The sequence below is a fragment of the Streptomyces sp. NPDC052299 genome (assembly GCF_040679335.1).
GTDB lineage: Bacteria > Actinomycetota > Actinomycetes > Streptomycetales > Streptomycetaceae > Streptomyces.
Window position 1 is genome coordinate 557,968 of the sequence record NZ_JBFAUP010000001.1, and the last position, 15,624, is coordinate 573,591.

Here is a 15,624-nt window from a genome sequence, read left to right on the forward strand (position 1 = left end):
GCATGGACGAGGTCGATGTTGTCCTTCTCGCCCCGCCGTACTACCGCTTCTGCGGAAGCCACAACAATCGTGCGGCGCCGTCGCTGACCTACCTTTCGGCCTTTCTCGAAGAGGCCGGTGTCTCACACGTGGTCTACAACGCCGACCACACACCCGGCAAGCGGTACTGGTCCATGAAGTGGATGTTCCAGAACTACCAGCCGTTCGTGGACGCCGTGGACGGAAAGGGAAGCCTCTACGGCGAGGTCGCCGAAATCGTCATGTCCTTCAACCCGAAGGCGGTGGTCATTCTCGGAGGCGAGCCACTGATCGCCACCAAGGACTGGGGTAATCCCTTCATCGCAGCCCACTACTCCAAGCTCTTCAGGAAGCTGGGCGTCTACACGGTCGGGGTGGGCCACTTCTTCACCTTGGACAGGCAGCGGTTCCAGGACGACTTCGACTGCGTGCTCGGGGGCGAACCCTCCGAGCAGATCGTCGACATCGTCCGGACGCGTCCCACCGGCTACGTGCCGCCGCGGCCCATCCCGTTGAACGTCGTGCCGAACCTCAGCCGGCTCTACCCGGCCGAGCAGCAGACGGACTTCGTCATGACCTCGTTCGGCTGCCGGTTCCCGTGCTCCTTCTGCCTCGTGCAGCAGCTGTACAGCGAGCTCGACGAACGGGTGAGGTTCGTCGACCTCGACACCGTGGTCGCGGACATCGCGCGCCGCCCCGAGCAGGGCGTCTACCTGACGGACCTGACCTTCACCTACGCCCCCCGGAAGCGGCTCGTCGCGCTCTCGGACGCGTTGCGCGAGGCCGGCGTGCGCAAGTCCTACACCATCGACACACGGGTCGACATGATCAACCCGCAGATCGCCGACCAGCTCGTTGAACTGGGCGTCGAACGGGTGAAGATCGGTGTCGAGGGCATCACCCGGGATCTGCTCAAGTCCTTCAACAAGCGCACCGATCTGCAACGCATCGAAAAGGCGGTCCGCCTGCTCCGCGACCGCGGTATCAAGGTGGTCACCTACCTTCTCATCGGAGGTGTGACCGAGTTGGCGGACTACGAGGCCACGCGGGACTACATCGCACAGCTGCAACCGGAATTCGTACCTGTGGCCATCTGGGCCTACGACCTGTCCGGGGATTACCGGTACGACACCCAGTTCTCGCCGTTGCGTCTGAAGGAGTGGGGTATCGACGAAGAAGTCTTCTACCGATACCTGTCACTCCAGGAACAAGTGAACCCCACCGTCGGGGCGATGCTCGATATTCCGTGACCACTCAGGATTCACACGTAACAGAAATCATCAACCCATGGTTCCCGGAGGGCCGGTCAGCTGTGTCGGAAATCTGCATACCGTCCTTCAGTTACAGCTTCCACGAAGCTGACATCCAGTACATCACCGATGAGGTCGGCCGGCTGTTCCGTGATCAGCGGCACCTGACCATGTCGGCCCACGGCGAGGCCCTGGAGGCGGAGTTCGCCGCCTATACGGGGACCCGCCACGCGGTCTCGGTCGCCAGCGGTACCGCCGCTCTGGAGATCGCGCTGCGCGCTGTCGGGGTGGAGGACGGGGAAGTGGTGGTGCCGACCAATACGTTCGGGGCCACCGTCGTGTCCGTGCTGCGCGCGGGCGCCGTGCCCGTCTTCGCGGACACGTCGGACGACATGTCCGTGAGCGTGGAGGACGTGGAGGCGAGAATCGGGCCACGCACGCGTGCCGTCGTCACGGTGCACATCGGCGGCCTCGTCTCACCGCGGACCGTCGACCTGGCCCGCCTCTGCGAGGAGCGGGGCGTGCCCCTGATCGAGGACGCGGCGCATGCCGCCGGGGCCTCCTACCAGGGCCGCCGCGCCGGTACCTTCGGCGTCGCCGCCGCCTTCTCGCTGTTCAGCACCAAGGTCATGACGAGTGGCGAGGGCGGCCTCGTCGCCACCGACGACGAGCGGATACGCGATACGGCCATGCTGCTCCGCGATCACGCCAAGAACCCCGACGGAACGATGTCCACGACGGGCTACAACTGGCGGCTGACCGAGATGCAGGCCATCGTCGGCCGCGTCCAGCTGCGCCGGCTGGACGAGATGATCGCCGGACGCAACGCGGTGGCCGCGGTGTACGACGAGCGGCTGGCCGGGATCGAAGGGGTCCGGCTGCTCACTCCGCCCGACGGCGCGGTCCACAACAGGTACAAGTACATAGTCGAACTGGAGCGGCACCGTCCGCAGGACGTCCAGCACCGTCTCGACGAGAAGTTCGGCATCGCTCTCGGCGGCTACGTCTATCAGACGCCCTGCCATCTGCAGGACGCCTTCCGCTCGTACGCGGCCGGTCCCTTCCCCGGTGCCGACCGGATCTGTCCCGCTCACATCTGCCCGCCGATCTACCCCGACATGCCCGTGAACGACGCGGCCTACGTGGCCGACTGCCTGCGTGAGGTGCTCAGTGGCTGACCTGGTGACCCCTCCCCCTCCCCCGCCCGGCGACGACCGTGCGTACCGGGAGCAGCTCTACGGCTGGGTGTACGAGAACAACCAGTGGGGGCGGTCACCCGAGGGTGACCGCTACTACTCGGACTCGCCGTCCGAACTCACCGCGCCGTACCGGGAGTTCCTGGCGTCATTCATCCGCAGTCACCCCGAAGTCCGGCGGATCGTCGATCTGGCCTGCGGCGACCACAAGCTGGCCTCGGAGACCGATCTGGGGGACACGCACTACACCGGGGTGGACATCTACGACCGTCTGATCGAGCACAACCGCGAACGGTACGGGGACGCGCGCCACGAGTTCCTGGTCCGGGACCTCGTCGAGGACGAGCTGCCGGACGGCGACCTGTGCGTGATCTCGATGGCGCTCTACCTGATGTCCTTCGAGCACGTCGCGGCCGTCCTGGGCAAGCTCACCCGCTACCGCTACGTGCTGATCACGGATGGGCAGGCGGACATCCCCGCCGGGGAACGGCGCAACATCGACAAGCCCACGGGGAAGCACACCCCGCGCGATCTGTACGGCAACGGCTTCTACCTGGAACTGGAGCCCTTCAACGTGGACCTGGAAGTGGTGCACGAGTACGGGCTTCCCAGCGGCGAGCTCATCAGGACGGTGTTGCTGGAACACCCCGAAGCGCCGTTGTCGGCCCAGTAGGGATTCATCCGAAGAGGAGATCATGCACATACTTGTCACGGGGGGAGCCGGGTACGTCGGGTCCGCACTGGTTCCGGTTCTGCTCGACCAGGGCCACCAGGTGCGCGTACTGGACGAACTGCACGTCGGCGGACAGGGTCTGCTGCCGTGCGTCCCGCGCCCCGGCTTCGAATTCGTCCACGGGGATGCCTGCGACGCGACCGTTCTCGCGTCTGCCCTGGAGGGTGTGGACGCCATCGTTCACCTGGCCGCCGTGGTCGGGTATCCGGCTTGCCTGCGCGAGCCGGAGCGCGCGGTGAACACCAACGTCAACGGCACGAAGCTGCTGCTCGATCTGCGCCGGCCCGACCAGCGGCTGGTCTTCGCGTCGACCGGCAGCGTCTACGGGGCGATCCCGTCCGAGATGTGCACGGAGACGACGCCCACCGCCCCTCTGAGTCTGTACGGCAGCACCAAACTGGAGGGTGAGGAGCTGGTGCTGGGCGCGGGGAACTGCGTGGTCTACCGGTATGCCACCGCGTTCGGTGTCAGCCCTCGGATGCGCTTCGACCTCCTGCCCAACGACTTCGTCCAGCAGGCCGTCCACGGTGGAGGCATCACGGTCTACGAGGGCGGGTTCCGGCGCACTTTCATCCATGTCCACGACATGGCCCTGTCCATCGCGTTCGCCCTGGACTCCTGGAAGGCGATGGCGGACGAGGTCTTCAACGTCGGGCACGAGAGCATGAACTGCACCAAGGCCGAACTGGCCCGGCGCATCCAGCGCATGGTGCCCTACGACCTCCGCTTCGAGGAGTTCGGCAAGGACGCGGACCAGCGGGACTACGGCGTGTCCTACGAGAAGATCCGCAGTCTTGGTTTCACCACCCGCCACACGCTCGACAGCGGTCTTGCCGAACTCGTCACGGCGGCGCGCCTGATGGCGCCGTCGCCCGAGGCGGGCTGACGTGGCCGGCCGACTGTGCTTCGTGGTCCTGGACCACGCTCCGGACGAGTACGTCGACGATCTGGTGCGCGGGATCAGGCGGTTCTGCCCCGCCGCCGACATCTACTGGTACGACTCGGGGCCCGCGGGTGCCGTCGGCCGGCGGGCCCCCGTGGACGTCGAGCGGATGGAGTGCAGCAGGCCACTGCTGTACGCCAAGGTGACCCCGTTCTTCTTCGACATGCTCGAGTGGGCGGCCGACCGGGACTACGACTACGTCGTCAACGTCGAGTCCGACATGGCCTTCATCAACGAGGGCTTCGAGGACTTCCTGGCTTCGGCCATGGCGGACAACGACTACCTGGCCCCGCGTTTCGCCCGTAAGACCCCGAACACCTCGCGCTGGCGCCCCTACCGGAGCCTCCGGCCGGAGCTGCCCGACCTCCTCGACGTCCTCGGCATGGACTACACGAACGAGGCGTTCAGCCCCGGCCAGGTCTTCACGCCCCGGTACATCCACACCTTGCTCGACAGCCCCTGGTATCCGCGTCTGCGGGAGTTCGTCGCGCGGAACCAGGAGCCCGGCAGATCATTCACCCTGCAGGAGGTTCTGCTGCCCACCCTCGTGGACGCGCTGGGGCTGCGCGGCTCCGACTACCCCGCCCACATGACCGCGTTCAACCGCTACCGGCCGTACCACGCCGCTTCGTCCGTGGCGAAGGCCCATCAGCGCGGCGACGTCCCCTTCGTCCATCCGGTGCGACGCGATGCCGAGCACGCGGCCCGCCGGTTCGTCCGTGCGCTGTACGACAGCACCACGCAAGGAAAGCTCTGATGCCTGTGACCACGCAGCCCCTCGTGACCGTCTTCACGATGACCTACAACCAGCGCGCGAAGATCCTCGCGCTGGCCGACGACCTGAGCGCCCAGGACTGGCCCATGGACCGTCTGGAGTTCACCGTCCTGGACGACGGCGGCACGGACGGCACCGCGGAGGCGCTGGAGGAAGCGGCCGGAAAGCTGCCGTACCGCGTACGCGTGCTGCGCCGTGAGCACGAGGCCGATTACCTGAGCGCCCGGCGCTGGAACGAGTGCATCGCGGGCTCCGACCCGGAGACCGCCGTGTTCATCCAGGTGGACGACGTCCGGGTGCGCCCCGACTTCGTGCGGCGGCACGCCGCCTGGCACATCGGGCCCGGGTTGACCGTGGTGGCGGGTGCCAGGTTCGAAGGCGACGAGATGACCTGGGAGCTGAACACCTGCCCCCGTGCCCACCTGGCCGGTGCCGACGGCGAAGCCAGGGAGGGCGTGCTCTGGACCGCCTTCTGGGGCGCCAGCCTGAGCTACAGCCGTGAGCTCGTGAAGACGCTCAGCACGAACGAGTACGACCAGCCGTTCGACGCCCGGATGACCGGGTGGGGGTACCACGAGGTGGAGTTCGCGGGCCGCGCCGCGCAGGCCGGCGCGCGCATGGTCTACGACCCGGCGGTCGGGGTCTTCCACCAGAACCACACACCGGTCAACGACCGGGGGCGCGGTCTTGATCACGCCGAGCAGAAGGACGCCGGCGCGCGGAAGAACGAGCAGTACGTCCTGAACAAGCTGGGCCTCGACTCCCTCCCCCGGTGGTGACGGCATGACTGTTGCGATCTTCGCCGACTCTCCCACGCTGACCAGCGGCTTCGGCCGCACCACGTCGCACATCGCGGCGGGCCTGGTACGCGGCGGTCACGACGTGGCCTGCTACGGGATCAAGGCACGCTCCACCGACATTCCGGCGGGTCTGCCCTACGCGGTCTGGCCCGCCGAACAGGGAGGGAGGTGGACCGACACACTTCCCGAGTTCTTCCGGACGGTCCAGCCGGACGTGCTGCTGCTCAACATGGACGCCTACAACGCGCTGGAATGCGTCGAGCTGTTCAAACAGGCCGGCTGGACCGGCCCCACCGTCAGCTATGTGTGCTTCGACGGTCTGCCGGTGAGCAGCACCTACCTGGACGCACAGCGCTCCTGCGCCGCGGTGTGGGCCACGTCCCGCACGGGCGCCGCCTACCTGGAGAGCGAAGGCATCGCCGTGGCCGGCTACGCCCCTCCGGGCGTGGATCCGGAAGAGTTCCGGCCCGCCACCGACCGCGAGGCGCTGCGCGCGCACGCGGGGCTGGCCGACGCCTCGGTGGTGGGCGTGTTCGCCACCAACACCGAACGCAAGCAGGTGGCGCGCGCGGTGGCCGGCTTCGCCGAGGCGGTCCGCCTGCTGCCCGGCCGGGACCTGCGGCTCTACCTGCACTGCCTGCCGCACGGTCACTGGGACCTGCGTGAGCTCGGCAGGCGCTACGGCGTCGGTGACCGGCTGCTGTTCCCCTCGGAAGACCGGTACGACGAACAGCGCGGGGTCCGGACCAGCGGGACGGGCCCTCGGGGCGAGGCCCCGCGCGGACTCCCGGTCCTGCCCGCGAGCTTCTCGTACGTGGACCGGATCAACGTCTGCGATGTCCTGCTCAACGTGCCGCACAGCGGTGACGTGGAGCAGGTGATCATCGAGGGCCAGGCGTGCGGGGTGCCGTTGCTGCACACCGACGACGAAGCCATCATGGGCGACGCGGTCGGTACGGGGGGCATCCTCCTGCCGGCCGCCGATGTGGGCATCGGCCGCCTCGGCCAGCGGCTCCACCACGTTGCCCCTCAGGTCATCGGCGAGGCGCTGGCGGAGGTGCTGGCCGACCCGGCACGGGCTTCCGCCCTCCGCGAGGCGGGTGTCGCCAACGCGGCCGCCTATCCGTGGAGCGTCCTGGAAGACGCCGCGCTGGCCATGGTCAGCCCCTTCGCCTCTCCTGGAGACGGCACCCCTCGCAAGTCCGGGAGCGTCTGATGCACCTGCACCACCTGGGAGAGATCGACTCCCTCGCCGATTCCGCCATCCTCACGGGCGACCCCGACCGGGTTCCTCCGCTCGCCGCGCATCTGGGCAAGGTCACCGGGCAGTGGCAGCGGCGCGGTTACGTGGTGGCGGAGACGGAGTTCGAGGGCCGCCCCCTCCTCGTGTGCTCGACGGGCATCGGCGGACCGAGCACCGCCATCGCCGTCGAGGAGCTGGCACAGCTCGGTGTCAGCCGGTTCGTGCGCGTGGGGACGTGCGGGTCCATCCAGCGGCACATCAACGCCGGCCATGTGGTGATCTCCACCGGGTGCGTCCGGGACGAGGGCGCCAGTCACCAGTACCTCCCCGCGGAGTACCCCGCGGTGCCCGACTTCGGTCTGCTGAGGGCGATCGTGGGCGCCGCGGAGGAGGACGGCTTCAAGCACTTCGTGGGCCGTACGCACTGCAAGGACGCGTACTACGCGGAGAAGCCGGACGGCTTCCCCCTGGCCGAGTACTGGCGCGGCCGATGGGCGGGGCTGCGCGCCGCCGGGGTGCTGGCCACGGAGATGGAAGCGGCGGTGCTGTTCGCACTCGCCTCCGTGCGCTCCCTGCGGGCGGCGGCGCTGTTCGTGGCTACCGACGACACCCTGTCCGCCGAGCAGACCTTCACCGCGCTCGGCGCCGCGGCGGTCGCGGCCGCCCGTGGTCTGTTCTCCGAGGACGGGGCCGGTACCCGCCCCTGAGCACCGCCGGCCCGGGAGACAGCGAGATGCGCGGCTCTCTCCCGGGTCGGGTAGTGTAACTGGGTGCGCTATTTCATTCAGTACCCGGCCGGTACCAGCGAACTGGTCGTCGACGCCCTCTCCAATTTCGTCGACGACTTCAGCGTGCATTATCAGGATGACAGCTCAGCCATTTTCGACTCCACGTCGAGCGCGGAACAAGTGGCGAAAATCCCGTTCGCGAAGAACGCGTTCATCGTCATTGCGTCGACACCACGAAAAGACGTCGATCAGAGCGCCCGCCGGCTCTCCTCCCTGCTGGGCAGGGAGGATTTCCCGGCTCTGCCCGCGCGCACCCCCGGGTTCCGGCTCATGGCGCACATCGACGGCGAGCTCTCCTCCATCGCGCCCGCCGTACGGGCGGACATCGAGGGAATGGTCTCCTCGCGCACGGGGCTCCGGGTCGAGCCCCGGGGCATGTGCCAGGAATACTGGGTGGTCGGCCGGCTCGACATGCGAGAGCTGCTGTTCTGCGCACGGCTCCCGAAAACGGCGCGGCCGAAGAAGAGCCCCGGGGCCGTTTCGCACGAATTGTCCTCCATGCTCGTCCTCGCTTCGCAGCCGGGACCGCAGGACGTTTATCTCGACCCATTCGCCGGCAGCGGGTCCTTCGTATGGGCCCGCCTCGACATGCCGGCCCGCGAGATCATTTATTCCGATACGGATATCGCCACGCACCGGGGCGGATTTCCGGGCGAGCCGGCACGGGACGAGCGTGTGCGGTTTCTCTCCGAGGATGCTCTGACTCTCCCGTCCATTCCGGACGGGACGGTCGACGTCGTGGTGACCGACCCGCCCTGGGGCGAGCACGAAGAACTTCCCCTGCCGCCCGAGGAGTTCGCGCATGCCGTCGCGAAGTCGCTCGCGCGGGTCCTGACCCCGGCGACCGGACGGCTGGTGCTGCTCTGCTCGCGTCGTGGAGCGGACGCCTACGGGGACGGGCTCGGGGCGGCGGGCTTCGTCGTCGACGCCACGCACGGAATCCTCGTCAATGGCCATCCCGCCACCGTCTTCGTGGCCAGGCGCTCGTCGTCGGTCACGGCCGTTGCGGCCGAAAGCGCGTACCGCCCGTCCGCCCGGTCCAAGCCCCTGCTCGTGGGCATGGCCACGTACCGCCGTGCCATGGGCCGCTTCTCGCGGTAAGGGGAAGGGGCCGCCGGCCCTCAGTCCTCCTCTCGCAACGGCTGCGGCGCCCAGGTGCCGTCCATGTCCCGCACCAGCAGCACCGTCGCCGGGCGCCGGTCGTCGCGTTCGCCCTCGGGGCTCGTACCGGCCCACACCAGGTGGATGAGGACCGCGTCCGAGCGGTTGTCGTAGCGCTCCCCGACACCGGCGCGGATGCGGCACTTCCGCCAGACGTCGGTGGGCGGCAGCCCCTTGAAATACTCCGGGAACGCCTTCCGGTCCCGGCCGGTGAGGTCGGCGAGGAGCACCTTGCCGCCGAGGGCCACCAGGCGCTTCTCCAGGGTGGGCGGAACGTTCGCCTGGCGGCTCTGCTCGAGGGCGTGCTGCAGGACGGTGTCGCTGATGTCTCCCGCGAGCACGTCGCCGTCCCGGGGGTGGGAGGCGGACGGTGACGGCGCGGCGGTCGTCGGCTCCGGCCGGGGCTCCGGTGCGGCCGGTGGTGCGGAGGACGCCGTGGTCGGCGACGCGGACACGGCCGGCGGCCGGGCCGCGGGGGCCGTGTGGCCGCCGCTCACATCGGGCCAGAGCAGCACCACCCCGACGACGGAGAGAATCGCGGACATGGAGAGCATGATGATGCCCGATCGCTCCGCGCTGCCGCTCACGTCAGGTGTCCGATGCTGTCGAGGTTCGCCATCCGCACGTCGGATTCCTTGACCACGTCTCCCGTCCGCGGTGCCTCGATCTGCCTGTTCTTACCCAGGTAGATGGAGACGTGGAAGATGCCCTTGCCGCTGCCCGGGTTGTGGGAGAAGAAGAGGAGATCACCGGGCTTCGCGCCGGCGAGGCTTCTGGAACTGGTGACACGGACCTTTCCGCTGTCGTGCTGCGTCTGTGCGACGCCACCGATCATGATGCCCGCCTTCGCGTAGGCGTACTCGGTCAGGCCCGAGCAGTCGAAACCGTAGATGTGGGCGCCGTGTTCGATGCCGTACGAGGGCCCGTCAGGTCCACCGCCGCCCCAGGAGTAGTCGACGCCCTTCTGCGACTTGGCTGCCTGGATGATCGTCTTCGCCTTTCCGGTGGCGTCCACCGGTCCGCCGATGTCGCCCAGTTTGTCGTACTGCGCCTTGGCGGCCAGCACGTCGGAGACGTACTGCTCCGAGTGGTTGTAGCGGAAGATCGCGTCGTGTTCGGTCTTGGACTTGGAGAAGTCGGACGCCCCCTTCCCGCACAGGAGGGCCGCGGTGCTCAGCGCCGAGTCGAACACGTTCTGCGGGTCGGTGTCGCCGTCGTCGTCGCCGTCCTGGGCAACGCTCTCCCAGGTCTGCGGGATGAACTGGGTGGGTCCGACCGCCCGGTCGTACGTGGTGTCGTGGTCGTACTTGCCGTTGTCGGTGTCGTAGATGCGCTGGGTGTTGTTCGTGCCGTCCAGGACCGGACCGATGACGGGCGGTTCCACGTTGCCGTACCGGGGACCGGTCTTGTCGACGACCTTCCGGCCCATGAAGGTGCCGTGGTGCGACTCGATCTTGCCGATGCCCGCCAGCAGGGTCCAGCTGAGGTTCGTGCACTTCGGCCTGATCGTCAGGATGGCTTCCGCGGCATGCAGATACGCCTCGCACGTCGGCTTGGGGATGCCCTCCACCTCGGCGCAGTCCTCCACGGTCGGCGCTCCGCCGCCTCCCCCCTCGTCGTCCTCGCCACCACCCGGGAGCATGGAAGCACCCAGCATGATGGCGAGGATGAAGCAGATCCAGGGAAGGACCGTGGCTATCGCCAAGCCGATGAGGACCTTCTTGGTGCCGCTGCTCGACTCGTTCTCGGTGGCCTTGGTCACCTGCCGCTACCCCTGGTGCCCCCTCTGCGCGGGTTGCGGCCCCCGGTACGGGCGTTGGAGGAGCGACGGCGGTGCTGCTGCTGGTTGCGCCTGCCGTTGACCGTACGGTTCAACCGCTGGCTGTCGCTCCGCTGCTGGCTCCTCGTCTGCCGCATCTGCCGGGAGGCGTCCCGCTGGGCGTTCCGGGTGCGATCGCTCTGCGCGTCGCGGAGGTTCCTCTTCTCGGCGGCCACCGCGTTCTTGAACCTGCTCTTGGTGACCGGCGCTTCCTTGGCCACGTAGCGGCCGGTCCGTGCCGCGGTGAGCGTGGCACGGCCGACGCGGTTCTTGGCCAGGCGCTTCTTCGCCGAGTTCTTGAGCCGGGCCTTCAGAGCGGCCTTGGCGCTCGCCTGCATCGCGGCGGTCGTTCCGCCCGTCCCGATGGCCGCGGCCACCGTGGTACCCAGCCTGACCGCGCCCTGGACGCGGCCCTTCAGGCTCTTCTTCTGCTTGCCGGGAGCACCGCCTTCCTTGCCGCCCTCACCGGCCCCTCCGCCGCCGCCACCCCCGGCTCCGCCGCCACCGCCGCGCCAGATCTTGCCGGCCGTGCCGGCCACCTTGCTGAAGGTGGCACGGTCGCTCTTGAGCTGGGCGCCACCGGTGGGCGCGCCGGTGAAGGTGCCGGCGCCGCCTCCGCCACCCGTTCTGCTGGCCATCTTCTGGCCGAAGTTGGTGGAGATGTTCTTGGCGGCGGCCGTGACCTTCTTGCGGAACGCCAGGAACGCGATGGCCACAAAGTCGATCGTGAGGAACTTGATCGTCATGGCTTCGTTGGTCTCTGTCTCCAGCAGGGAGATGACCATGACCAGGAAGAACGTCAGGAACATCACCGAGAGGAAGATCGCGAGCACGACGCGGAACACCCCCGAGACCCAGTTCCACATCGCCGTGCGGCCACCGCCGGGAAGGATTCCGGCGATCAGGGCGGGTTGTGCGCGGATGACCTCCATGGCCATCCACACCTGGGAGATCAGGAAGGTGATCGAGACCGAGACGACGAGCAGGACGACGATGATCGCGGCGATCGCGATGAACCAGACGCTGAGCACGTTCTCCATCGAGGCGGTGACCTGCTGGTCGTCCGACATGGCGTCCTTGGCCTTGCAGGCCGAGGCGACCTCCGCGTCCGCCGGGTCCACGTACTTCTTCCAGGCCGCGTCGTCCTTGGCCGCGTCCCGGAAGTCCTCCATGACGTTCTTCTGCATCTGGTCGGTGATGGTGAGCAGGCCCCAGGGGCTGCCGGTGGCGTGCTTCAGGTTCTCCTTGATGCCGTGCCAGGAGAAGTTCGCGGAGAACACGGCGGTGAAGGAGTCCCACCAGGAATCACCGAGCTTCTCGTCGATGATGCCGGGCATGACGAGGCGGTTGAAGTTGTAGCGGGCCAGTGTGGCCTTGCCGTAGGCCTCGCTGCAGTCCTTGCTGATGGGTTTGCCGGTGTAGAGAACCCAGGTGGGGCGCTGGATGAAGGCGTCGACCAGTCCGTTCGTGATGGGCCTGCTGACGGAGGTCGCCGTCTTGTTCTCCTCCTGGCCGGCGCAGGAGGTCGGCTTGTCGTTCTCCTGTTTGTCCGCGTCGCAGTTGTCCGAGAGGATCAGCGTCGAGGTTTCCAGGGCCAGTTGCTTGGTCTTGCCGAGAATTCCGGAGTCGTCGGCGTTGCCGATCAGAAAGCTTCCGGGGTTCGCCAGTGTGACGGTCGCTATGGAGGCGATCACCAGCGACGTGCAGATCTCCATCCACCCCTTGGACCGCTGCTTGAAGAGGATCAAGTAGGCGGCCCACAGGGCGACGATCGTCAGAAAGAGGGACTTGAGCGCCAGGTTGTCGATCACATGGTGCTTGATGCTGGTCGCGATCCCGGATACCGGTTCGAGCAGCTCCTTGGCGAGGCCGAAGCCGAGCGACCACTCGACCAGCCAGCAGGCGAAGCCGATGACGACCTTGATGAGGCTGAATCCGGCACCGATCAGAAAGGCGTTGATCTTGCTGATGACGTCGAGCGTTCCGCCCTGGTCGACGTTGATGCCGTACGCACTGATCGGTACGCCGTTCTGGTCGACCACGTCGAAGATGCCGAGGACCTTGCCCGCGTGCGCCTCTTCCGGCGGGATGCAGTAGAGGTTCGGGACTTCCTGGTTCGGCTTGCAGGGATCGTCGGCCGGGGCGGCCCAGGCATGGTGCGAGAACAGCAGCATGAGCACGATCGGTACGCCGATCAGTACCAGCAGCCGCAGCCAGTGGCGACGTTGCTGGATCACCCCCGTGAGTGCGGTCATATGCGCTGCGCCTCCACCGCTTCCGTGGCCTCGATCGACTCGGCGGCCTCGCCCGGCTCGTCGAGGGTGGCGCGGCCCGGGGTCGTGTGGATGGCCTCGGCCGCGTGCTCGTCCGCCGGTATCAGGACCTTCATGCCGCCGATCCGCTTCTTCAGGTCGTAGTAGAGGCACTCGCCGGACCGCAGCAGCCGTTCGTCGTCGGAGACGTTGATCGGCGACAGGTTCTCGGTGACCAGCTTCAGCAGCTCCGGATCGGTGCCGTCCAGGCCCAGGAACTCGAGCCCGCGCGCGGCCAGCTGGCGGTTGCGGTGGCGGAAGAGGAACCGGTGCGAGACCAGGCCCCGGATCTTCTCGCCGTACTCGGAGTTGGCCGGTCCGACGTCGTACGGGTCGTGGGAGCCGGCGAAGGCGCCGCAACCGTGCTTACGGCCGTCGTTGATGATCTCCAGGAGCAGTTCCGTACCCTCGGCGGACGAGGTCAGCCACCAGCACTCGTCCAGGAACACGCCGACGAACTCCTCAGGGTCGGCGAAGGCGATCTCGCGGCAGAGGGCGGCCACCAGATACATCAGGCGCCAGCCGAACTTCTTCTCGACCTCCAGGCTGGACAGCCGGTGGCCCTCCAGCTCGGTCTTCTTGGGCAGGCCGATGTTGGCGGCGGAGAAGATGATCGTGTCGGCGTCGGTGATCTCCACGATGGGCAGGGTCGGGTCGAAGATCACCCGGCCCAGGTCCTTCTTGGCCAGCGACCGCAGCTTCCGGGCCAGTTCGCTCGCCGCCGCACGGACGTTGTGGTCGTCCGGGTCCTGCGGATCGGCGGTGTGCGCGCGCTCCGTCAGGGTCTCCAGGAGCAGGCGCATGCTGGGTTCGGGCGCCTTGTGCGTGGCGTCGATGGCGTCCGCGAGCGTCACGCCCTCGGTGGACATCGAGGCGATGTCCAGCAGCGGGGTGAGGAAGGACTCGGTGTAACGGGCGGCACGCGGGCCCTTGAAGACGCGCAGCGGGTCCAGCGACACCGAGGCGTCCTCGTCGACGGTGATCACCTGGGTCTCGCCCGGGCAGGCGCGGGCGAACCGGGCCCATTCCTGCTGGGGCGTACGGTCGATGGCCAGCGCCCGGCCGCGGCTGCGGGAGCGCCCGACGCGGCGGCCGGTCGTCAGGATGGAGTACATCGCGGTCTTCATGGCGACCGACTTGCCGGAGCCCAGCTCGCCGATGAACACGGCGGACGCCGAGGCGTTCATGCGCGGGCCGAGGCTGAAGTCGACCAGGACCGGACGGGCGCCGCCGCCGTTGAGCTGGAGTCCGAAGAGCGAGCCGCCGTCGTCGCCGAGCGCCTGTCCGCAGAACGGCAGGGACATGGCGAAGTCCTTGGCCAGCAGGAACTGGGCGTAGTCGTTCATCACCCGGGGCGTGGGGGTGCCCGGGAGCATGCTGTGGAAGAGGGACGTCTGCTCGCCGATCGGGCGGACGAGTGTGTAGTCGTTGCCGCCGAAGTGGTTGATGAGGGCGGACGCCTTCTCCTCGGTCTCCTCGGGGGTCCGGCCCCACACACAGGTGACCACGCTCGCCCTGATCTCGACCTCCGTCGAGGACGAGGTGAGCCGGGAGCGGTACTCGTTGAGCGCGGTGCTCGCCTTGTCCAGGCTGGCCGGGACGCCCGCCGTCTCCCCGTCGTACTCCCCGCGCTGATGGGCCAGTTCGCGGGCCTGCCGGCGGGACTTGGGCTCGGCCTTGGCGCCCTGTTCGATGTGCAGCCGGACCGCCCAGTCCACCGGGAACCCGAAGTCGTCCAGGGCGGCCAGGTACTCGCTGCCGGGGAACGCGAAGGAGTCCGGCATCTCGGCCAGGATCGAGAACGACTGGTAGCTGTCGCCGAACTCGGTGCTCGACTTCACATAGCGGTGCCGGAAGGGGTTGAGCGGGACGCCGCGCCGCTCCTCGATGCCGTCGCTGCGCCCGCCCTCGTCGAGGATGACCTCGCTGTACGCGGCCACGGGGCGTCCGCGCCCCACCACCGAGCGCGGCTCGTCGTGCTCCGGGAGCAGCGGCTCGGCCAGGCCGCGGCGCGCGCAGTGGCCGTAGATCCACAGGATCTCGCCCTCGGTGGCGGGCCGGAGCCGGATGGCGGACGGCCAGGTCGCCGCGAGGTGCCGGGCCTGTTCGAGCCTGCGCTTCTCCTCGGCCTTGTTCACCGGGGTGGTGGGCAGCCCCAGGGTGTTCATGACCTCGTAGTGGGCGGACGACAGGACCGCCAGGGCGCCCTGTTTGAAGTCGGTGTGCTTCATCGGGACGGCCAGGAAGTCGACCCGCCCCGACAGCTCCATCTCCTCCAGTTCGTCCAGGACGCGCAGGGACAGGTCCACGTACTCCGGGGAAGCGTCCAGGTCGACTCCGGCCGTCATGCGCGTGACGACACTGGCGGCGTCCACCTGCGGGCACAGGCTCAGCAGCAGAGCCTCGCCCTTGATCGACTTGAACAGTGCCTCAAGAGCGTTCAGCCGCTCGTGCTTGGCCGCTTTCGAGGCGTGACTGTAGTTGTCGGATTCGACCCGCCACACAGCCCACACCGTCGCGTTGGTGGTCCAGATCAGATGGCCGCTGATGTGGCGCACGGGAAGACGCATGGCAGTTCATCCATCC

General features: G+C 68.0%; 13 protein-coding genes. 9 read left to right on the forward strand and 4 right to left on the reverse strand.

Annotation, left to right across the window (positions count from 1 at the left end; all coding sequences use genetic code 11):
* Positions 1-2: 2 nt before the first annotated feature.
* The 9 genes from AB0L33_RS02540 (at position 3) to AB0L33_RS02580 (ending at position 8,847) form a co-directional block, all read left to right on the forward strand.
* Positions 3-1,268 (forward strand): radical SAM protein, encoded by a 1,266-nt coding sequence (locus tag AB0L33_RS02540; RefSeq protein ID WP_365677243.1) that lies wholly within the window; start codon positions 3-5, stop codon positions 1,266-1,268.
* A gap of 62 nt (positions 1,269-1,330) precedes the next feature.
* On the forward strand, positions 1,331-2,446 hold the full coding sequence (locus AB0L33_RS02545; RefSeq protein WP_365677244.1) for a DegT/DnrJ/EryC1/StrS family aminotransferase: 1,116 nt from the start codon (positions 1,331-1,333) through the stop codon (positions 2,444-2,446).
* Positions 2,439-3,137, forward strand: a complete 699-nt coding sequence (locus AB0L33_RS02550) for a class I SAM-dependent methyltransferase (protein ID WP_365677245.1) — start codon at positions 2,439-2,441, stop codon at positions 3,135-3,137. The genes AB0L33_RS02545 and AB0L33_RS02550 overlap by 8 nt, the downstream gene beginning before the upstream one ends.
* Before the next feature lie 22 nt (positions 3,138-3,159).
* On the forward strand, positions 3,160-4,083 hold the full coding sequence (locus AB0L33_RS02555) for an NAD(P)-dependent oxidoreductase (RefSeq protein ID WP_365677246.1): 924 nt from the start codon (positions 3,160-3,162) through the stop codon (positions 4,081-4,083).
* Between the two features lies 1 nt (position 4,084).
* Positions 4,085-4,897 (forward strand): hypothetical protein, encoded by an 813-nt coding sequence (locus AB0L33_RS02560; RefSeq protein ID WP_365677247.1) that lies wholly within the window; start codon positions 4,085-4,087, stop codon positions 4,895-4,897.
* A complete protein-coding gene (locus tag AB0L33_RS02565) occupies positions 4,897-5,694 on the forward strand; it encodes a glycosyltransferase (RefSeq protein ID WP_365677248.1) in 798 nt (265 codons plus the stop codon). Before AB0L33_RS02560 ends, AB0L33_RS02565 begins: the two co-directional genes overlap by 1 nt.
* A gap of 4 nt (positions 5,695-5,698) precedes the next feature.
* On the forward strand, positions 5,699-6,931 hold the full coding sequence (locus tag AB0L33_RS02570; protein ID WP_365677249.1) for a hypothetical protein: 1,233 nt from the start codon (positions 5,699-5,701) through the stop codon (positions 6,929-6,931).
* Entirely contained in the window at positions 6,931-7,665 is a 735-nt protein-coding gene (locus tag AB0L33_RS02575) for a nucleoside phosphorylase (RefSeq protein WP_365677250.1), read from the forward strand. The genes AB0L33_RS02570 and AB0L33_RS02575 overlap by 1 nt, the downstream gene beginning before the upstream one ends.
* 63 nt (positions 7,666-7,728) lie before the next feature.
* A complete protein-coding gene (locus AB0L33_RS02580) occupies positions 7,729-8,847 on the forward strand; it encodes a hypothetical protein (protein ID WP_365677251.1) in 1,119 nt (372 codons plus the stop codon).
* A 20-nt stretch (positions 8,848-8,867) separates the two neighbouring features.
* On the opposite strand, the gene AB0L33_RS02585 is transcribed toward AB0L33_RS02580, so the two are convergent.
* The 4 genes from AB0L33_RS02585 to AB0L33_RS02600 are packed head-to-tail and all read right to left on the reverse strand — an operon-like array spanning position 8,868 to position 15,608.
* Entirely contained in the window at positions 8,868-9,452 is a 585-nt protein-coding gene (locus AB0L33_RS02585; protein ID WP_365677252.1) for a hypothetical protein, read from the reverse strand.
* Positions 9,453-9,490: 38 nt separating this feature from the next.
* A complete protein-coding gene (locus AB0L33_RS02590; protein ID WP_365677253.1) occupies positions 9,491-10,669 on the reverse strand; it encodes an NlpC/P60 family protein in 1,179 nt (392 codons plus the stop codon).
* The gene (locus AB0L33_RS02595; RefSeq protein ID WP_365677255.1) at positions 10,666-12,981 is read right to left on the reverse strand and encodes a hypothetical protein; all 2,316 of its coding nucleotides are present in this window, start codon (positions 12,979-12,981) and stop codon (positions 10,666-10,668) included. The genes AB0L33_RS02590 and AB0L33_RS02595 overlap by 4 nt, the downstream gene beginning before the upstream one ends.
* Positions 12,978-15,608, reverse strand: a complete 2,631-nt coding sequence (locus tag AB0L33_RS02600; protein ID WP_365677256.1) for an ATP-binding protein — start codon at positions 15,606-15,608, stop codon at positions 12,978-12,980. The genes AB0L33_RS02595 and AB0L33_RS02600 overlap by 4 nt, the downstream gene beginning before the upstream one ends.
* Positions 15,609-15,624 lie beyond the last annotated feature (16 nt).